The sequence below is a fragment of the Streptomyces lonarensis genome, from assembly GCF_012033735.1.
GTDB classification, from domain to species: domain Bacteria; phylum Actinomycetota; class Actinomycetes; order Streptomycetales; family Streptomycetaceae; genus Streptomyces; species Streptomyces lonarensis.
The window spans coordinates 22,514-40,778 of sequence record NZ_JAAVJD010000012.1 but is presented as its reverse complement, the minus strand read 5'-3'; the positions used below and the strand labels follow the sequence as shown (position 1 = coordinate 40,778).

Below are 18,265 nucleotides of genomic sequence, written 5' to 3'. Positions count from 1 at the left end.
AAACGGGGCGTCGGGGCGCGGGGCCGCGGTGCGGGCGGGCGCCGGAGCCGGGGCGGCGGTCAGTAGGCGCCGCGGCCGCCGGTCACGGCGCGCGCGGTGCGGGCGAGGATGTCGAGGTCCCGGGTGAGCGACCAGTTGTCGGTGTAGGAGAGGTCGAGCGCGATGCCCTCGTCCCAGGAGAGGTCGGAGCGGCCGCCCACCTGCCAGGGGCCGGTCATCCCGGGCCGCACCCGCAGCCGGCGGGCCTCGGTCGGGGTGTACTGCGCGGCCTCCTCCGGCAGCGGCGGGCGCGGCCCGACCAGCGACATGCTGCCCGCCAGCACGTTCAGCAGCTGCGGCAGCTCGTCCAGCGAGCTGCGCCGCAGCAGCCGCCCGATCCGGGTCACCCGGGGGTCGCGCCGCAGCTTGAACAGCGGGCCGCCGTGGGCCTCGTTGGCCTCCTCCAGCTGCGGGCGGAGCCGCTCGGCGTCGCGGACCATGGTGCGGAACTTCCACATGGTGAACGGGACGCCGTGCCGTCCCACCCGGCGCTGCCGGTAGAGCACCGGCCCGCGCGAGTCCAGCCGCACCGCGAGCGCCACGAGGCCGAACAGCGGTGCCAGCAGCACGAGCCCGAGGGCGGCGCCGGTGCGGTCGAGCGCCGCCTTCAGCGCGGTCGCGCCACCCCGGCGGACCGGCGGGGCGAGGTGGAGCAGGCCGAGGCCGGCAGCCTCGCCCACCGCGAGGCGGCGGGGCGCGACGTCGGTGAGGCCGGAGGAGACCGTCAGCGGCAGCCCCGCGTCCTGCAGCGCCCAGCCCACGCGCCGCAGCCGCTCCCCGCAGAGGCGGGAGCCCGGGACGGCGAGCACCAGGTCCGCGCGGAGCCCGGTCGCCGCCTCCAGCACCGCGGCCCCGTCATGGGGTTCGGCCGCGGGCCCCCGGCCGGCGAGCCGTCCGCAGACCGGGACCCCGGACGCCGGGGAGCCGTCGCCCACCGGGACGACGCCCACCACGACGTACGGGTGGTCCGTTCCCGCCGCCAGCCGGGCGGCGACGTCGTCGGCGCCCGGCGCCTCGCCCACCAGCAGCACCCGCCGCAGCGCGTGGGCGCGGCGCCGCTCCGCGGTGAGGTGGTGGTGGAGGAGGGCGCCGGTACCCGCGGTGAGGACCAGCGCGGGCAGCAGCGCAGCGAGGGAGGTGAGTGGCGGCGAGGCCTCGCCCCCGAGGACGCGCAGGACGGCGAGGAGGCCGACCAGGAGGGCCCAGTCGTGGAGGGCGGCGAGCAGCCCGCGGGACTCGGCGAGGTGGCGGAGGGCGTAGCGGCGGTGGGCACAGCGGATGACGGTCCAGCCGGCTGTGGCGACGGTCGCGGTCAGCAGGGCGTGCGGTCGGCCGATGGCGAGGTGGACCGCTGCCAGGGGTAACAGGGCCCCGGCGATGTCGACGCCGACGGTGAGCGGCGCGTACCAGGCGGGTTTGGAGCCGCCGGCGGGTCGGGGCCCGTCGGCCGCCAGTGACGGTTTGTCCCCCGGGGCGTGCCTGGACATTCCCGCGTTCCGCATGAACCCCCCAGACCGAAGTCTCCATTGAGTCAGCACACGTCTTCGTGGAACCACGGGCCGGGGCACCGCAGTTGTCTCCCCCCTGCGGGCCCGGACACCCAGACGAGAGTAGGGGATTTCGTGGAGGTTCGGGTTCCGTTGGTGGAAACTTTGCGCGCACGACCACCGGTGTTGGCCGGTTCCCCGTCGCGCCGGTCGTGGCGCGACGGGGCGGCGTGCGCCGGGGTGCGGAGGTCAGCGGCCGGGGCGCACGGGGAGGACGATCGGCACCCCGGTGTCGGGGTGGGCCAGCACCTCCACCGGGTGGTGGTACACCTCGGTCAGCAGTTCGGGCGTCAGGGTGGTGGCGGGTGGGCCCTCTCCGACGATCCGGCCGCTCGCGAGGACCGCGACGCGGTCGGCGTGGGCAGCGGCCAGCCCGAGGTCGTGCACCACGACGACCACCGCGTCCCCGGCCCGGGCGCGCTCCCGGCAGACGGTGAGGACGAGTTCCTGGTGGCGCAGGTCGAGTGCGGCGGTGGGCTCGTCGAGGAGCATCACCGCGGTGCGCTGGGCGAGGACGCGGGAGAGCGCGACCCGGGCCTTCTCGCCGCCGGAGAGGGCGGAGAAGGGCCGCGGGGCGAACGCGGTGACCTCGGTGGCGGCCATCGCGGCCGCCACGACCTCCTCGTCCTCGTCCTCCGCGGCGGTCCCGGCCCAGGGGGCGCGGCCCATGCGGACCACCTCGTCCACGAGGAACGGGAACGAGAGGGTGGCCGCCTGCGGCAGGACCGACCGCCGCAGCGAGAGTTCGCGGGCGTTCCAGGAGTCGGCCGGTTTGCCGTCGATGAGGACGGTGCCGCCCTCGACGGGGGCGTCGGCGGCGAGTGCGGCCAACAGGGTGGACTTCCCCGCGCCGTTGGGTCCGACGAGGGCGAGGACCTCACCGGCCCGGACGGTCAGGGAGACCCCGTCGAGGACCGGTCGGCCACCGAGCCGGAGGGTGGCGTCCCGCGCCTCGGCCAGTACGTCCCCGGGGTGGTGCGGGGCGGGTGGCCGTGCCGCGCGGTTGCCCAGCAGCCGGGTGATCACCTGGTCGATCGTCATGCCCAGCCTCCCTGGCGGCGACGGGTCCGGCGCAGCAGCCAGAAGAAGAAGGGGCTGCCGATCAGCGCGGTCAGCACGCCGAGGGGCAGTTCGGCGGGGGCGGCGAGGGTGCGGGCGGCCAGGTCCGCGGCGAGCAGCACCAGCGCGCCGAGCAGCGCGCTGCCGGGGACGAGGAACCGGTGGCCCGGACCGGCGACCATGCGCAGCAGGTGCGGGACGAGGAGCCCGACGAAGGTGATGATGCCGGCCACGGCGACGGCGGCGGCGGTCAGCAGCGCGACCACCAGCACCAGGGCGATCCGGAGCCGTTCGACGTCCACCCCGAGGTGGCGGGCGGGCTTCTCCCCGAGGGCGAGCAGGTCGAGTCGGCGCGCGTACCAGGGCGCGGCGATCAGGCCGAGGACGGCGCAGGGCAGCACGGCGAGGACCTTGGGCCAGGTCGCCTGCGACAGCGATCCCAGCTGCCAGAAGGTGATCTCGGTGAGCTGGGCGTTGTCGGCGAAGAAGATCGACAGGCCGATGAGGGCGCCCGCGAAGGCGTTGACGGCGACGCCGGTGAGGATGAGGGTGACGACCTCGGTGCGGCCGCCGGAGCGGGAGAGCGCGTACACCAGCAGCACGGTGGCCAGTCCGGAGATGAACGCGCAGACGGTGACGGTCCAGTTGCCGAAGAGCGTGATGCCGAAGGCGATGGCGGCGACGGCGCCCACCGCGGCGCCGGCGGAGACGCCGATGACGCCGGGCTCGGCCAGCGGGTTGCCGAATACGCCCTGCATCAACGCGCCCGCGCAGCCCAGCGAGGCGCCGACCAGCAGGGCGAGGACGACGCGGGGGAGCCGGACGTTCCACAGCACCGACTCGGCGACGCGGTCGAGTTCGTGCCCGCCGAGCCCCGCGCGGTGGGCGACGGAGGCGAGGATGTCCCCGAACGGGATCTGGTAGGCGCCGATGGAGGCCGCCGCCAGCGCGGTGACCACCAGCGCTGCGAGGAGCCCGACGGTGAGGGCGGCGGCGCGGGCGGCCCGGGTGCGGGGTCTGGCCGGCGGTGCGTCGGGAGCCGGTCGTCCGGCGGGGCCGGTCGCCCGGTCGGCGGTGGCGGTGGCGGGGGAGGGGCTCACCGGGCTTCCGCCGCGCCCGCGTGGATCTGCTCGGTGAGCGAGGCGAGCACCTCGTCGGTCCGGGGGCCGTAGTTCAGCAGCACGCCGTCGTCGACGGAGGCGATGCGGCGGTCCATGCCGGCCGGGGTCTCGGCGATGCCCGGGATCTCCAGCAGTCCGTCGACGCCGCCGACGGAGGTCAGGCCCTTGGTCATGACGAGGATGACGTCGGGGGCGGCGGCGGCCAGCGCCTCACTGGTGATGGGGGTGAAGTCCTTGTCCAGGCCGGACTCGACACCGGCGTCGATGCCGCCCGCCGCCTCGATGAGGGAGGTGGCACCGGAGCCGGCGCCGCCCAGCAGGTAGACGCTGGCGGTACCGCGGAGGTAGAGGAAGGCGACGCGGGGCGCGTCGCCGCCCTCGGGTATCGCCGCGCGCGCCGCGTCGAGTCGCTCCTGGGTGCGGTCGACGAGCTGTTCCCCCGCCCCGGTCACGCCGAGCGCGGCGGCCACCGCCTCGATCCGGCCGGTGACGGCGTCGAGTTCGCGGGGTGTCTCGAAGACGACCAGGGGGATGCCGGCGGAGCGGATCTGGTCGATCGCCTCGGCGGGGCCGGTGCTGTCCTCGACCAGGACCACGTCCGGGCGGAGCGAGAGCACGCTCTCGGCGGAGACCTCGTGGCCGCGGGTGACGACGGGCAGGTCGGCCGCCTCCTCGAAGGTGGCGGTGACGTCGCGCGCCACGACGCGGTCGCCGAGGCCGAGGGTCCAGACGATCTCGGCGAGTGAGCCGGAGAGCGGGACGACCCGGTCGGCGGAGGTGACGGTCACCGCCGTGCCGTCGGCGGACTCGACCTCGGTCGGCAGCGCGGGTTCGGGTGAGGGGCCGTCGAGCGGCTCCAGCCGGTCCGCGGCGGGTTCCGCCGTGGTGCCGGTGGAGGCGGCCCCGCTTCCGTCGCCGGCGTCGGGGCCCTGGGCACAGCCGGTCGCGGCGACGGCCAGGGCGAGGGTCGCGAGGAGCGTTCCGAGGAGTCTGGGTCGGTGCTGCACCTGGCTCCGCCTTTCTGGGCAACGGGTTCCGGGGTCCGGGCGGTCCGCCCGGGGCCCGGGGTTCCGATCACGGCCAACCGTAGTTTAGGTTAGCCTAACCTCAGTCATCGCCCCTGGTTCGGAGGCATCCGATGCTGCCCACTCCCGCCCGTCGCCGGGCCTCCCTCGCGGGGTTCCTCGGCGTCGTCCTGGCGGCCCTCACGCTGGCCATGCTCCCGGCGCCCACGGCGCACGCGGCCGAACGCACCGTATCGGGGGGCCGGTTGGACTGGGGGGTCCGTTCGTCCTTCCTGACCTACATCACCGGCCCCATCGCGCAGGGCAGTTGGGGACTCTCGGGCGGGGCGGGCACCGTCGGCAACAGCCAGTTCCGCTTCCACTCCGCCACCGGCGGCTACGACCCGGCGACCGGCGCGGTCTCCGCGGCCTACTCGGGCGGCGTCCGCTTCCAGGGCCACTTCGACGAGCAGGGCGTGCCCGAACTGGATCTGACGATCAGCAACCCGTCGGTCCGCGTCAACGGCGCCTCCGGCACCCTCTACGCCGACATCCGCTCCAAGGCCCGCGGCTCCGGCCAGGTCAACGAGGCCAGCGGCGTCGCCCTGGCCTCGCTCGACCTCTCCGGCGTGGACCTGCGGGGCGGCAGCCGGATCTCCGTCACCGGCGCCCCCGCCACCCTCACCACCGACGGTGCCACCGCGTTCGCCGGCTACTACGCCGCCGGTGACCCGCTGGACCCCGTCACCTTCACCGCCGACACCCTCGACCCCGCTCCCGACCCGGCGGAGCCCGCCCCCGACCCGGCACCGGACGACGCGGCGCGCGAGCAGGACGAGGAGGCGGACGAGGACGAGGACGCCGAGGACGCCGAGGAGGCGCCCGCCGCCGCCGAGATCACCGACGCCGCGCTCGACTGGGGCGTGCGCCGCACCTACCGCGAGTTCGTCACCGGCGACATCGCGGACGGCGGCTGGGAACTCGCCGACGGCGCCCAGGACGGCGGCGCGCTGTTCCGCTTCCCCGACGGCACCGGCGAACTCGACGCCGAGGCCGGTGCGCTGACCGCGGCGTTCGCCGGCAGCCTCCACTTCACCGGCAACGACCTCGACCTGCTCGTCGACGCCGTCCGCGTCGAGGTGGCCGACGGCTCCGGCACGATGACCGCTGACGTCACCACCGCCGACGGCACCGCCGAGGCCCAGCCGCTGGTCACCTTCGAGGTGCCCGAACTGGCCGTCGAGGACGGGCTGTTCCACCTCTCCGAGGCGCCCGCCGAGCTGACGGCCGAAGGCGCCGAGGCGTTCGGCGGCCTTTACGCCGAGGGCACCGTCATGGACCCGCTCACCCTCGCCGTCGCCGTCAGCGACGATGCGGAACTGCCGCCGCTGCCCGACCTGGGCAGCGAGCCCGTCGAGGAGGTCGAGCCCGAGCCGGCCGCCGAACCGGAGCCCCTGGCCGCTGAGTCGACCGCCGACGACTCCTCCTCCACCCCCGTGCCACTGCCGGCCGCCGCCGCGATCGCCCTGCTGGCGCTCGCCGGGGCCGGATACCTGGTCCGGCGCCGCACCTCCGGTGCCCGCCCGGCCACCACTCCCTCCGAAGACACCGACAAGGAGACCACCGAACGATGACCGCCATACGTATGCGCGGCGCCCGCACGGGCCGCCTGCTGCTCGCGGCAGCCACTGCGACGGTGCTGTCCGCGACAGCGTTCGCCGCGCCGGCGGCAGCCGACACCGCGGCACCCGCAGCCACCTACGACCTGGTCGACGGCACCCTCGACTGGGGCGTCCAGGCGTCCTTCCGCAACTACATCAGCGGCCCGATCGCCAAGGGCAGCATCACTCTCGACCAGGGCGCCGAACGCAACGACGACGGCACCTTCGCCTTCACGGGCGGCACCGGAAGCTACGACCTCGGCACCCACTCCGTGGCCACCGAGTTCAACGGCAGCGTGCACTTCGAGGGCCACGGCGGCGTGCTGGACCTCAAGCTCTCCGACCTCAAGGTCGTCACCGAGGGCCGGACCGGCGGGGCGATCCGCGCCGACGTCACCGTCGGCGCTGACACCACCGAGGACGTGGAGTTCGCGAGCCTCGACATGAGCGGGGTCCGCCCGGGGCAGGGTGCCGGTGGCGCGATGGTCTTCGCCGACATCCCGGCCACGCTGACCGCCGAGGGCTCGGTGGCCTTCGGCGGCTTCTACGACGCCGGCACCGCGCTCGACCCGGCCACCCTCACCGTCAGCGCCGTCCCGCCCTCCGAGCCCGGTGAACCGGGCGACGGGGACGACGGTGACGACGACACCGGCGAGCCGGGCACCGGCGAGCCGGGCGACGGCGACAACGGTGGCGACGACGACACCGACAACCCCGGCGACGGCGACGACGACGGCGGTGACGACGACGGCAAGGACGACGACACCGACAACCCCGGCGACGGTGACAACGGCGGTGACGACGACACCGACAACCCCGGCGACGGGGACAACGGCGGTGACGACGACGGCAAGGACGACGACACCGACGCCGACGACGAGCCGGTCTCCGGCACCATCGCCGACGGCACCCTCGACTGGGGCGTGCGGGAGTCCTTCCGCACCTACGTGACCGGCCCGATCGCCCGCGGCTCGGTCGAACTGCTCGGCGCAGCAACGGAGAACGGCGACGGGACCTACCAGTTCCCGGACGCGGTCGGTGAGTTCGACGCCGAGGCCGACGCCCTGGTGGCGGCCTTCGACGGCGGCGTACAGTTCGTCGGCCACGAGAAGGCCGACGGCGAGTACGAGCTGGACCTCAAGTTCTCCGAGCTGGCCGTGGCGTTCGAGGGCACCGAGGGCGTCCTCGTCGCCGACGTCGTCTCCCACACCCTCGGTGGTGACGTCGTCGAGTACGAGGGCGTCGTCGTCGCCGACCTGACCCTGCCGGCCGCCGCGCTCAACCCGGTCGACGACGTGATCCTCCTGGAGAACGTCCCGGCCGTCCTCACGGACGAGGGCGCCGAGGCATTCGGCGGCTTCTACGAGGCCGGTGCCGACCTCGACCCGCTCACCGTCGCCGTCTCGCTGGACGACGACGCCGAGCTGCCCTCCGGCGGCGGCAACAGCCCCGCCCCGCAGACCGGTGGCACCACCCCGATCGCCGGTGGCGGCGCCTCGGGCGGCGTCTCCGGCGGCCTGGCGGGCGGCGGCTTCGGCTCCGGCTCCCTGGCCTCCACCGGAACCCCGGCCGGTGCCCTCGCGGGCCTCGCCGCAGCCGTGACCGTCGCAGGCGGCGCGGCCTACTGGGTGACCCGTCGCCGCAGCGCCTCCCCGCTGGCCGACTGACACCCGTTCACGCCGCTGCCCGCCCGGTCCCGACAGACCGGGCGGGCAGCGGCACGTCCACACCCGTGCGGCCCCTCGGGGACCGGGACGACGCAACGCCGGCCCGGCGGGTGAGCCCCGCCGGGCCGGCGTCGTCGCGCTGATCAGCGCCTGGTGTCGGTGCGCGGTGGTCAGCGCGCGGTGGCCGCGCCCAGGTCCTGGAAGACCGCGGAGTTCAGCGAGAACGCGCGCTTGCACTCCTCCACGATCCGCAGCCGCTCGGCGTCGTCGCCCGGCACCGCGTCGAGCAGCGCCCGGTACTCGCGCTTGAACGCCGCCGGGTTGCCGATCCCCTCGAAGACGTAGAACCGCACCCCGTCGCCCTTGGTCTCGAACCCCCAGGTCTTCTCCGCGATGGAGCGGATCACCTGGCCGCCCGAGAGGTCGCCGAGGTAGCGCGTGTAGTGGTGGGCGACGTACCCGCCGGTCCACCCCGTCGCCGTCTCGGTGATCCGCTCCGCGTAGGCGGCGGTGGCCGGCAGCGGCCGCACCGAGGTGCGCCAGTCGGCCGAGCCGTGCATGTGGTCGAGGTCCCGCTCCAGCTGCGCCACTCGGGCGAGCTCGGGGCGCACGAAGGGCCCCGCCACCGGGTCCGCGGCCAGCTGCGCCGTCGGCGCCTCCAGCGCGCGGTACACGAACCACAGCTGCTCGGTGTACAGCCGGAACGCCTCGACGCCCAGCCCGCCGCCGAGGAGGTCGCTCATGAAGGAGGAGTTCTCGGCCTCGGTGTGCTGCTGGTGGGAGGCTTCGCGGATCTGCGTGGAAAAGGGTGTCGCGACGGGCGCGGTCACAACGGACCTCCGGGGGCCGGGGACGGGGCGCGGCAGGCAGCCGTGCCCCGTCATCCTCTCGACTTAGGTAAGCCTAAGTCAAGGTGTTGCCGACATGCTGTCGGTAAAGATCCGGTCCGCGTCCCGCGGCGGTCGGCTCAGGGCAGCGTCAGGATCTCCGCGCCGTCGGCGGTCACGACCAGCGTGTGCTCGAACTGCGCCGTCCGCTTGCGGTCCTTGGTCACGACCGTCCAGTCGTCGGACCACATGTCCCAGTCGTGGGTCCCCAGCGTCAGCATCGGCTCGATGGTGAACGTCATCCCCGGCGCCATCACCGTGGTGTGCTCGGCCGAGTCGTAGTGGGGGATGATCAGCCCGGAGTGGAACGAGGTGTTGATGCCGTGGCCGGTGAAGTCGCGGACGACGCCGTAGTCGAAGCGCTTGGCGTAGGACTCGATCACCCGCCCGATGACGTTGATCTGACGCCCCGGCCGCACCGCCTTGATCGCGCGGTTCAGCGACTCACGGGTCCGCTCCACCAGCAGCCGCGACTCCTCGTCCACCGCCTCCTCGCCGCCGACGAGGTAGGTGGCGTTGTTGTCGCCGTGGACCCCGCCGATGTAGGCGGTGATGTCCAGGTTGACGATGTCGCCGTCCCGCAGCACGGTGCTGTCCGGGATGCCGTGGCAGATCACCTCGTTCACCGAGGTGCAGAGCGACTTGGGGAACCCGCGGTAGCCCAGCGTCGACGGGTACGCCCCGTTGTCGCAGAGGAACTCGTGCGCCACCTCGTCCAGCCGGTCGGTGGTGACCCCGTCCGCGATGTGCCGTGCGGTCTCCACCAGTGCCTGGGCGGCCAGCCGGCCGGCCACCCGCATCCGCTCGATCGTCTCCGCGTCCTGCACCTCCGGCCCGGTGTACGGTCGCGGCGCCTTTCTCCCCACGTACTCGGGGCGCCGGATGGAGGAGGGGACGGACCGCAGGGGGGAGACGGTCCCGGGGCTGACGAGCGACTGCGCAGACATGCCGTCGAGTCTAAGACCCGGCCGTCGGCCGACCGCCGCCCACGTCGGCCGCTCCCGCCCGCACGGCAGGTGGTCGGAGCGGCCCGGCGCGGGCAGGATGACGGTATGGCTCTCTTCCGACGCAGCTCCCAGGACACGCAGGGCAAGGACGGGCAGTGGTACTACTGCCTGCGCCACCGCACGGTCGAGGAGGGGATGCAGTGCCCCGCCACGGACCGGTTGGGCCCCTACGCCACCCGCCAGGACGCCGAGCGCGCCATCGCGACCGCGCAGGAACGGGACGAGGAGTGGCGCAACGACCCGCGCTGGCGCGACGAGGACGAGGACGACGGCGCCGAGGGTGCGGAGGGCGCCGGCGGCGGCCCCGGGAAGGGCTGACCCCGCCGCGAAGGGCTGCCCTCCGAAGCCGGCCGCCCGGGGCGGGTGTCGCGGGCGGGGCGCGCCGCACCGCTTCTGCCGCCTGGCAGGATCGGGTCATGACCACTTCGGACCAGCCCACCGACCCGACGCCCGCGCCGGACGCCGGCCCCGGCGCCGCCCCCACCGGCAAGCCCGCACCCAAGGACCCCTGGGACCTCCCGGACGTCTCCGGCCTGACCGTCGGGGTGCTCGGCGGCACCGGTGACCAGGGCCGCGGCCTCGCCTACCGCCTCGCCCGCGCCGGGCAGCGCGTCGTCATCGGCTCCCGCTCGGCCGACCGCGCCCGGCAGGTCGCCGCCGACGACCTGCTCGGCCCCGTGGGGGTGGAGGGTGCCGACAACGCCGAGTGCGCCCGCCGCAGCGACGTGGTGATCGTCGCCGTGCCCTGGGACGGCCACGCCGCCACCCTCACCGCGATCCGGGACGACCTCGCGGGGAAGCTGGTCGTCGACTGCGTCAACCCGCTGGGCTTCGACAAGAAGGGCGCCCACGCGCTGACCGTGCCCGAGGGCAGCGCGGCGGAGCAGGCCGCCGCCCTGCTGCCCGACTCCCGCGTCACCGCCGCCTTCCACCACCTCTCCGCCGTGCTGCTCCAGGACACCTCGCTGGCGGAGATCCCCACCGACGTCATGGTGCTCGGGGAGGCCCGCGCCGACTGCGAGACCGTGCAGGCGCTCGCCTCCCGCATCCCCGGGATGCGCGGCGTCTTCGCCGGCCGGCTGCGCAACGCCCACCAGGTGGAGTCGCTGGTCGCCAACCTCATCTCGGTGAACCGCCGCTACCGCGCCCACGCGGGCATCCGGCTCACCGACATCTGAGCCGCGCCCGTCCCCGCCCCCGCCCGGCGGGGGCGGGCAGTCGGGCGGCCGTCCGTCCCGGGGAGCCGGGCCGGGCGGCCCGCCGAGGGCCGCCGCCCATGCGCCACAATGGGCCGGTACGTACCCGACAGCGCCCCGCACCGAAAGAGCCCCCCATGCCCCGCCGCATCACCCCCGCCGCCGCCCGCCGCCTGGCCGTCCAGGCCGTGATCGTCTGCGTGATCGCCCTGGCCGCGGCGGTGATCTCCTTCGCCCTGATGCGCAACATCTGGCTCGGGGTGATTTGGACGCTGCTGGCCGGCGTCGCCTCGAACCTGGCCTGGTACTACCGGCGCGCCGCGGCCGCGCCCCGGGAGGCCGCCCCCGTCGCGGAGGGCGCCGGCACCCCGGAGTGAGCCGCGCCCCGGCCTCCCGCCGGACCTGCCGGGAAGCCGGGGCGCGCCGCCGCCGTCAACGGAAGCTGTGCTCCGGCGCTGGGTAGCCGCCCTCCACGACGTCCTCCGCGAACGCCTTCGCCGCGTCGCCCAGGACCTCGCGCAGCCGCGCGTACTCCTTCACGAAGCGCGGCTTGCGCCCGCCGGGCCAGTCGGTCATCCCCGCCATGTCCGTCCACACCAGGACCTGGGCGTCGCAGCCGGCGCCCGCGCCGATCCCGACGGTGGGGATGGCCAGCTCCCCGGTCACCTCGGCCGCCAGCTCCGCCGTGACCAGCTCCAGGACGACCGCGAACGCGCCGGCGTCCTGTACCGCCTTGGCGTCGCGGCGGAGCTGCTCGGCGGCCTCGTCGCCGCGGCCCTGCACCGGGTGCCCGCCGTAGGCGTTGACCGACTGCGGGGTCAGGCCGACGTGCGCCATGACCGGGATGCCCGACCGCACCAGCAGGTCGATCGCCTCGGCGGAGCGCTCGCCGCCCTCCAGCTTCACCGCGCCGACCCCGGCCTCCTTCATCAGGCGGGTGGCGTTGCGCAGGGCCTGGACGGGGCCCTCCTGGTAGCTGCCGAACGGCAGGTCGCCGACGACCAGCGTCCGGCGCGTCCCGCGGACCACCGCCGCGGCGAGCATGACCATCTGGTCGAGCGTCACCGGAACCGTGGAGTCGTACCCCAGGTGGGCGTTGCCCGCCGAGTCGCCGACCAGCAGGACCGGGATGCCCGCCTCGTCGAACACCGCCGCCGTCATGGCGTCGTAGGCGGTCAGCATCGGCCACTTCTCGCCACGCCGCTTTGCGGCGGCGATGTCGCGCACCGTGACCCGGCGGCTGCCGCGGCCGCCGTAGAGCGAGGGTGTCGTCTCGCCCGACGCGGGTGCTCCCGGCGTGCGGGCAGGCTCGTTCGACTGCGTCATCGCAGAACTCCTGTTCGTCGTCTCGAAGCGCCCTTCGGCGTCCCCGGATCACCTCCATCGTCCCACCGCCGCCACACCGCCGAGAAGGTGCCGGGCGCTACCGCGGGGAGACGTCCGTCACGACGCGCGCGGGCCCGGCCCCGGAACCACGCGGTCCCTCAGTGACGTCCCGGTATCCGAGAGCGACGCCCGTGACCCCGTGGTGACGGGCCGGTGACGGCGCGGCGGACCCGCCGCCGGGGCGACACCGGCGGTCACCGGGCGGACTCGACCAGGCGAGAAACACCACGGAGGGACACCGTCCGATGTCGGACCGGGACGTCGGCTCGCCTATGGTTCCTGGGGCAACACGTCACGGCCAGCGAGGGGGAGAGATGGCACGCACCGACACCTCCGCAGTAGCACCGGCGCCCGACGCCGGTGAGTCGGGGAGTGAAGGGCGCCGGGCCTCCAGATGGAGCGACCGCACCGGCCGTTGGCGCCGCGGCCTCGTGATCGCCGCCCTCGCGCTGCTGACCGCCGCGGTCATGCTGCTCCACTCCAAGCTGCCCAACTCCGTCGGCAACCTGGGAAGTCTGATCCAGACGTTTCTGCCCTGGTTCGGGCTGGCGGTGCCGGTGCTGTTGGTCTGCGCCCTGATCCGCCGTTCGCTCTCGGCCGTCGCCGCCATCACGGTGACCGTCATGGTGTGGGTCAACCTCTTCGGCGGCGCGCTGCTCGACAAGACCGGCGAGGGCGGCGCGTTGATGGTGGTCAGCCACAACGTGGACGCCCACAACCAGGACCCGCGCGGCACCGCGCGCAGCCTGATCGACTCCGAGACCGACATCCTGGCGCTCCAGGAGATCCCGGAGGGCCAGGAGGAGCTCTACGACTCCGAGTTGAACGACAGCTACCCGTTCCACAGCGTGCAGGGCACGGTGGGGCTGTGGAGCCGCTTCCCGATGGGCGACAGCGAGGAGATCGACATCGGGATGGGGTGGCCGCGCGCGATGCGCTCCACGGTGGAGACCCCGCAAGGCGTGGTCGCCGTCTACGTCGCGCACCTGCCATCGGTGCGCGTGGAGTTCCGGTCCGGTTTCACCGCCGGGCAGCGGGACCGCGCCGCCTCCACACTGGCGGAGGCGATCTCCGCCGAGGAGCACGAGCGGATCATCCTGCTGGGCGACCTCAACGGGACCATGAACGACCGGGCGCTGGCGCCGCTGACCTCGCAGATGCGCTCCACGCAGGGCGCCACGGGTCGGGGTTTCGGCTTCAGCTTCCCCGCCCAGTTCCCCATGACCCGCATCGACCAGATCCTGGTGCGCGGTGTCGAGCCCGTCTCCTCCTGGTCGCTGCCCGCGACCGGCAGTGACCACCTCCCGGTCGCCGCGCGCATCGATCCCTGACCGCGCCGAGCCCTGACAGCGCCGCCCCCCCCTGCGCCGTCCCCCGGCCCGGCGGCGCCCCGCGGGCGGCGGGGCGCCGCAGCGGCGGCCTATGACCTCGGCCACCCCGTGGGCAACACCGTGCGCCGGGCGCGCCTCGCGCGCCGGCGGTGTGCGAGAGTGGGGACAGAGCCGCGACAGGCTCCCGGACGAGTGCGTCGTACCCGGCCAGGACAAGACGACGCATGGAGGGATCGTCGTGGCCTGGCTTCTTCTTGTCGTCTCCGGAGTGCTGGAGGCCGTCTGGGCGACCGCCCTGGGGCGCTCGCACGGCTTCACCCGGCTCGGACCCAGCGTCGTCTTCGCGGTGGCGCTCGCGCTGTCCATGGCGGGGCTCGCCCTCGCCCTGCGCACCCTGCCCGTCGGCACCGCCTACGCGGTGTGGGTGGGCATCGGCGCGGTGGGGACCGCCGGGTACGCCATGGCCTTCGGTGGTGAGCCGGCGACCGTGCTCAAGCTGCTGTTCCTGGCGGGCATCGTCGGCTGCGTGATCGGCCTCAAGCTGGTGCACTGACCGCGGGCCGGTACGTGCGTGCAAGGCACTGCCGGCGACCGCGGCACACCGACGGCCGCACATCCGCGGGTGTGCGGCCGTCGTGCGCGGTGGGCCCGTCCCCCGAGCGGGCCCACCGCGGTCCGGGGGTCAGCCGAGTCCGGAGCCGGGCGCCGTGTCGTGGGCGCCGGTCTCGCGCCAGCCGTTGGTGATCGGCAGGCGGCGGTCCTTGCCGAAGCCCTTCGGCGAGATCTTGGTACCCGGCGGGTACTGGCGCCGCTTGTACTCGGCGGTGTCCACCATGCGCAGGATGCGCGTCACCAGGTCGTCGTCGAAGCCGGCCGCGACGATCTGCGCGTGCCCTTCGTCGCGGTCGACGTACCGCTCCAGGATCGCGTCCAGCACCGGGTAGTCGGGCAGTGAGTCGGTGTCCACCTGGTCCGGCCGCAGCTCCGCGCTGGGCGGCTTGGTGAGGGAGTTCTCCGGGATCGGCGGCGTCCCGCCGCGCTCGGTCGCGTGCTCGTTGCGCCAGCGCGCCAGCTTGAAGACGGTGGTCTTGTAGACGTCCTTGATCGGCCCGTACGCGCCGACCGAGTCGCCGTAGAGCGTCGAGTAGCCGCAGGCCAGCTCCGACTTGTTGCCCGGTGCCAGCACGATGTGCCCCTCCTGGTTGGAGAGCGCCATCAGCAGCGTGCCGCGCAGCCGCGACTGGAGGTTCTCCTCGGCGAGGCCGGTCAGCTCCGTCGCGCCCATGTAGGCGGCGAACATCGGCTCGATCTCCACCGTGCGGAACGGCAGTCCGGTGCGCTCCGCCAGCTCCGCCGCGTCGTCCCGGGAGTGGTCGGAGGAGTACCGGGACGGCATCGAGACGCCGTGCACGTTCTCGGGGCCGAGCGCGTCGCAGGCGATGGCGGCCACCAGCGCGGAGTCGATACCGCCGGAGAGTCCGATCAGGACCGAACGGAAGCCGTTCTTGCGGACGTACGCCCGCAGCCCCATCACCAGCGCGCCGTAGATCTCCTCCTCGTCCCCGGTGGCCGGCGCCACGTTGCCGGGGTGCGCCGGCTCGTAGGCGGGCACCGGCTCCGCGGAGACCGTCCGGTGGTCGATCCGCAGGCCGTCGGCGACGATGCCGGCCGGGGCCTCGGCGGCGGCCGGCAACTCCAGGTCGACCAGCAGCAGTTCCTCGGTGAACTGCGGTGCGCGGGCGATCACCGCGCCGTCCGCCCCCACCACGATGGAGTCGCCGTCGAAGACGAGGTCGTCCTGGCCGCCGGTCATCGCCAGGTAGGCGGTGGTGCAGCCGGCTTCCTGCGCCCGCTTGCGCACCAGCTCCAGCCGGGTGTCGTCCTTGTCCCGCTCGTACGGCGAGGCGTTGACGGAGAGCAGCAGCCCCGCTCCCGCGGCGCGGGCGGCCGGTACGCGCCCGCCGTCCTGCCAGAGGTCCTCGCAGATCGCGAGCGCGACGTCCACCCCGCGCACCCGGACCACCGGCAGGGTCTCCCCGGGCAGGAAGTAGCGGAACTCGTCGAACACCCCGTAGTTGGGCAGGTGGTGCTTGGCGAAGCTCAGCACGACCGCGCCCTCGTGGAGCACCGCGGCGGCGTTCTGCGGGGCGCCGGCCGGCTGGCCGTAGCGGGCTCCCGCCTCCGACCGGTCGAGGTACCCGACGACGACCGGCACCGAGCCGAGGCCCTCGCCCGCCAGCCGGGCGGCGAGCCCGGTCAGCGCGGCCCGGCTCGCCTCGACGAAGGACGAGCGGAGCGCCAGGTCCTCGACGGGATAGCCGGTGAGCATCATCTCCGGGAAGGCGACCAGGTGGGCGCCGCCCTCGGCGGCGCGACGGGTGTGGTCGACCACGGCGTCGGCGTTCCCGGCGAGGTCGCCGACGCGGGAGTCGATCTGGGCGAGGGCAAGTCGTAGCTGAGGCACGTCGCCGAGTCTACGCCCCTAATCGTCGAACTGACGAGATGTGCGCGGTGCGTCGCCGGTCACCCCGCGCCCCCGCGGTGAGGCGCGTCACGGCCGGACCGCGCGGGCGCGCACCCCCGCGCACCCCCGTGCACCGTCGCGCCGGTATTGCGGACGCACTCCGCCGTGCCGCCGCACCACGCGTCGGTGTCCGGCCGCGACGCGGGTACGCAACGCCTGCGAAACGGTGTGGTGGAATGCTCGTGTGCCCCGGGCGGCCCGGGGTCTTCCAAGGTCCGGTGCCTTGCCGCGTGACCAGCGAGGATGGGTGGAGATGGACAAGCAACAGGAATTTGTGCTCCGGACGCTGGAGGAGCGCGACATCCGGTTCGTCCGACTGTGGTTCACCGACGTGCTCGGCTACCTCAAGTCGGTCGCCGTCGCCCCCGCAGAGCTGGAGCAGGCGTTCGACGAGGGGATCGGCTTCGACGGCTCCGCCATCGAGGGCTTCGCGCGCGTCCACGAGTCCGACATGATCGCCAAGCCCGCGCCGGCCACCTTCCAGGTGCTGCCCTGGCGCGCCGAGGCACCCGGCACCGCGCGGATGTTCTGCGACATCCTCATGCCGGACGGCTCGCCGTCCTACGCCGACCCGCGCTACGTCCTCAAGCGCATCCTCTCCAAGACCTCCGACCTCGGGTTCACCTTCTACACCCACCCCGAGATCGAGTTCTTCCTCCTCAAGGACAAGCCGGTGGACGGCAGTCGGCCCACCCCCGCCGACTCCTCCGGCTACTTCGACCACACCCCGCAGAACATCGGCATGGACTTCCGCCGCCAGGCGATCTCCATGCTGGAGTCGATGGGTATCTCCGTGGAGTTCTCGCACCACGAGGGGGCACCGGGGCAGCAGGAGATCGACCTCCGCTACGCCGACGCGCTGACCACCGCCGACAACATCATGACCTTCCGCCTCGTGATGAAGCAGGTCGCGCTGGAGCAGGGCGTCCAGGCGACGTTCATGCCCAAGCCCTTCTCGGAGTACCCCGGCTCGGGCATGCACACCCACCTCTCGCTCTTCGAGGGCGACCGCAACGCCTTCCACGAGACCGGCGCCGAGTACCAGCTCTCCAAGGTCGGCCGCTCCTTCATCGCCGGACTGCTGCGCCACGCCGGGGAGATCTCGGCCGTCACCAACCAGTGGGTCAACTCCTACAAGCGCATCTGGGGCGGCGCCAACCGCCCGGCCGGCGCCGGCGGTGAAGCGCCCTCCTACATCTGCTGGGGGCACAACAACCGCTCCGCGCTGATCCGGGTGCCGATGTACAAGCCCGGCAAGACCGGCTCCACCCGGGTCGAGGTCCGCTCGCTGGACTCCGGCGCCAACCCCTACCTCGCCTACGCGGTGCTGCTGGCCGCCGGCCTCAAGGGCGTCGAGGAGGGGTACGAACTCCCCGCCGGCGCCGAGGACGACGTCTGGGCGCTGACCGACGCGGAGCGCCGCGCACTCGGCATCGACCCGCTGCCGCAGAACCTCGGCGAGGCCATCGACCTCATGCAGCGCAGCGAACTCGTCGCGGAGACCCTGGGCGAGCACGTCTTCGACTTCTTCCTGCGCAACAAGAAGCAGGAGTGGGAGGAGTACCGCTCCGAGGTCACCGCCTTCGAACTCCGCAAGTCCCTCCCGGTGCTGTAGCGCCGGAGCCGGGGAGAGGGGCGGGGTCCGACACCCCGCTTCCTGCCGTGAAGCCGACCGGCCGCGCGGCGGACCGTTGCGCGGCCGGTCGACGTCACGAGGGATGTGGGAGCGCGATGCTTCCGTCGCGCTCAGGGGCTTTTACGGGAAGCGGCCCCGGCCCCGTGGCGGCCGCTCGGCGGACCGTCCCGCCCGACCTCCGCAGAGCTGTCGCCGGCGGG

The 18,265-nt window shown here is 74.0% G+C and carries 16 protein-coding genes and 1 riboswitch; of the genes, 8 read left to right on the top strand and 8 right to left on the bottom strand.

What is annotated here, in order from left to right; translation table 11 throughout:
* Nucleotides 1–59 precede the first annotated feature (59 nt).
* From HCN56_RS03590 to HCN56_RS03575, 4 genes are all read right to left on the bottom strand, one after another.
* Entirely contained in the window at nt 60–1,526 is a 1,467-nt protein-coding gene (locus tag HCN56_RS03590) for a sugar transferase (protein ID WP_167967988.1), read from the bottom strand.
* A gap of 249 nt (nt 1,527–1,775) precedes the next feature.
* Entirely contained in the window at nt 1,776–2,627 is an 852-nt protein-coding gene (locus tag HCN56_RS03585; RefSeq protein ID WP_167967987.1) for a heme ABC transporter ATP-binding protein, read from the bottom strand.
* Nucleotides 2,624–3,745: a FecCD family ABC transporter permease gene (locus HCN56_RS03580; RefSeq protein ID WP_167967986.1), complete on the bottom strand. Its 1,122-nt coding sequence runs from the start codon at nt 3,743–3,745 to the stop codon at nt 2,624–2,626. The genes HCN56_RS03585 and HCN56_RS03580 overlap by 4 nt, the downstream gene beginning before the upstream one ends.
* On the bottom strand, nt 3,742–4,773 hold the full coding sequence (locus HCN56_RS03575; RefSeq protein ID WP_167967985.1) for a heme/hemin ABC transporter substrate-binding protein: 1,032 nt from the start codon (nt 4,771–4,773) through the stop codon (nt 3,742–3,744). The genes HCN56_RS03580 and HCN56_RS03575 overlap by 4 nt, the downstream gene beginning before the upstream one ends.
* Before the next feature lie 131 nt (nt 4,774–4,904).
* Between HCN56_RS03575 and HCN56_RS03570 the strand changes: the two genes are divergently transcribed.
* On the top strand, nt 4,905–6,404 hold the full coding sequence (locus HCN56_RS03570; RefSeq protein ID WP_167967984.1) for an HtaA domain-containing protein: 1,500 nt from the start codon (nt 4,905–4,907) through the stop codon (nt 6,402–6,404).
* On the top strand, nt 6,401–8,098 hold the full coding sequence (locus HCN56_RS03565) for an HtaA domain-containing protein (protein ID WP_245245869.1): 1,698 nt from the start codon (nt 6,401–6,403) through the stop codon (nt 8,096–8,098). Before HCN56_RS03570 ends, HCN56_RS03565 begins: the two co-directional genes overlap by 4 nt.
* Before the next feature lie 170 nt (nt 8,099–8,268).
* On the opposite strand, the gene HCN56_RS03560 is transcribed toward HCN56_RS03565, so the two are convergent.
* Nucleotides 8,269–8,982 (bottom strand): biliverdin-producing heme oxygenase, encoded by a 714-nt coding sequence (locus HCN56_RS03560; protein ID WP_167967983.1) that lies wholly within the window; start codon nt 8,980–8,982, stop codon nt 8,269–8,271.
* Nucleotides 8,983–9,065: 83 nt separating this feature from the next.
* Nucleotides 9,066–9,932, bottom strand: a complete 867-nt coding sequence (gene map, locus HCN56_RS03555; RefSeq protein ID WP_167967982.1) for a type I methionyl aminopeptidase — start codon at nt 9,930–9,932, stop codon at nt 9,066–9,068.
* A 105-nt stretch (nt 9,933–10,037) separates the two neighbouring features.
* On the opposite strand from map, the gene HCN56_RS03550 reads away from it, so the two are divergent.
* The 3 genes from HCN56_RS03550 (at nt 10,038) to HCN56_RS03540 (ending at nt 11,565) form a co-directional block, all read left to right on the top strand.
* Nucleotides 10,038–10,310, top strand: coding sequence for a hypothetical protein (locus tag HCN56_RS03550; protein ID WP_167967981.1), 273 nt, complete (start codon nt 10,038–10,040; stop codon nt 10,308–10,310).
* 98 nt (nt 10,311–10,408) lie between these two features.
* The gene (gene npdG, locus HCN56_RS03545) at nt 10,409–11,170 is read left to right on the top strand and encodes an NADPH-dependent F420 reductase (RefSeq protein ID WP_167967980.1); all 762 of its coding nucleotides are present in this window, start codon (nt 10,409–10,411) and stop codon (nt 11,168–11,170) included.
* A gap of 155 nt (nt 11,171–11,325) precedes the next feature.
* A complete protein-coding gene (locus HCN56_RS03540; RefSeq protein ID WP_167967979.1) occupies nt 11,326–11,565 on the top strand; it encodes a hypothetical protein in 240 nt (79 codons plus the stop codon).
* A gap of 55 nt (nt 11,566–11,620) precedes the next feature.
* Here the strand turns inward: HCN56_RS03540 and panB are convergent, their stop codons facing one another.
* Nucleotides 11,621–12,514, bottom strand: a complete 894-nt coding sequence (gene panB / locus HCN56_RS03535) for a 3-methyl-2-oxobutanoate hydroxymethyltransferase (RefSeq protein WP_167967978.1) — start codon at nt 12,512–12,514, stop codon at nt 11,621–11,623.
* Nucleotides 12,515–12,888: 374 nt separating this feature from the next.
* On the opposite strand from panB, the gene HCN56_RS03530 reads away from it, so the two are divergent.
* Both HCN56_RS03530 and HCN56_RS26100 read left to right on the top strand, forming a co-directional pair.
* Nucleotides 12,889–13,905 carry an endonuclease/exonuclease/phosphatase family protein gene (locus HCN56_RS03530; protein WP_167967977.1) on the top strand — a complete coding sequence of 339 codons (1,017 nt, stop codon included), beginning with the start codon at nt 12,889–12,891 and terminating at the stop codon, nt 13,903–13,905.
* A 165-nt stretch (nt 13,906–14,070) separates the two neighbouring features.
* Nucleotides 14,071–14,132: riboswitch (guanidine-III (ykkC-III) riboswitch) on the top strand.
* Nucleotides 14,133–14,143: 11 nt separating this feature from the next.
* Nucleotides 14,144–14,458 carry a DMT family transporter gene (locus tag HCN56_RS26100; RefSeq protein ID WP_167967976.1) on the top strand — a complete coding sequence of 105 codons (315 nt, stop codon included), beginning with the start codon at nt 14,144–14,146 and terminating at the stop codon, nt 14,456–14,458.
* Between the two features lie 129 nt (nt 14,459–14,587).
* Here HCN56_RS26100 and HCN56_RS03520 read toward each other — a convergent pair whose 3' ends face one another.
* Nucleotides 14,588–16,369, bottom strand: coding sequence for an NAD+ synthase (locus HCN56_RS03520; RefSeq protein WP_167967975.1), 1,782 nt, complete (start codon nt 16,367–16,369; stop codon nt 14,588–14,590).
* Nucleotides 16,370–16,682: 313 nt separating this feature from the next.
* Here HCN56_RS03520 and glnA2 point away from each other — a divergent pair, with 313 nt between their 5' ends.
* Complete coding sequence (gene glnA2, locus HCN56_RS03515) at nt 16,683–18,044, top strand: gamma-glutamylpolyamine synthetase GlnA2 (RefSeq protein WP_167967974.1); 1,362 nt, start codon at nt 16,683–16,685, stop codon at nt 18,042–18,044.
* Nucleotides 18,045–18,265: the final 221 nt, after the last annotated feature.

Excerpts from the sequence above, each read along its gene's own strand:
- HCN56_RS03590 (WP_167967988.1), bottom strand. The coding sequence starts at position 1,526 with ATGTCCAGGCACGCCCCGGGGGACAAACCGTCACTGGCGGCCGACGGG.
- HCN56_RS03585 (WP_167967987.1), bottom strand. The coding sequence starts at position 2,627 with ATGACGATCGACCAGGTGATCACCCGGCTGCTGGGCAACCGCGCGGCA.
- HCN56_RS03570 (WP_167967984.1), top strand. The coding sequence starts at position 4,905 with ATGCTGCCCACTCCCGCCCGTCGCCGGGCCTCCCTCGCGGGGTTCCTC.
- HCN56_RS03565 (WP_245245869.1), top strand. The coding sequence starts at position 6,401 with ATGACCGCCATACGTATGCGCGGCGCCCGCACGGGCCGCCTGCTGCTC.
- HCN56_RS03560 (WP_167967983.1), bottom strand. The coding sequence starts at position 8,982 with ATGACGGGGCACGGCTGCCTGCCGCGCCCCGTCCCCGGCCCCCGGAGG.
- map (WP_167967982.1), bottom strand. The coding sequence starts at position 9,932 with ATGTCTGCGCAGTCGCTCGTCAGCCCCGGGACCGTCTCCCCCCTGCGG.
- HCN56_RS03550 (WP_167967981.1), top strand. The coding sequence starts at position 10,038 with ATGGCTCTCTTCCGACGCAGCTCCCAGGACACGCAGGGCAAGGACGGG.
- npdG (WP_167967980.1), top strand. The coding sequence starts at position 10,409 with ATGACCACTTCGGACCAGCCCACCGACCCGACGCCCGCGCCGGACGCC.
- HCN56_RS03540 (WP_167967979.1), top strand. The coding sequence starts at position 11,326 with ATGCCCCGCCGCATCACCCCCGCCGCCGCCCGCCGCCTGGCCGTCCAG.
- panB (WP_167967978.1), bottom strand. The coding sequence starts at position 12,514 with ATGACGCAGTCGAACGAGCCTGCCCGCACGCCGGGAGCACCCGCGTCG.
- HCN56_RS03530 (WP_167967977.1), top strand. The coding sequence starts at position 12,889 with ATGGCACGCACCGACACCTCCGCAGTAGCACCGGCGCCCGACGCCGGT.
- glnA2 (WP_167967974.1), top strand. The coding sequence starts at position 16,683 with ATGGACAAGCAACAGGAATTTGTGCTCCGGACGCTGGAGGAGCGCGAC.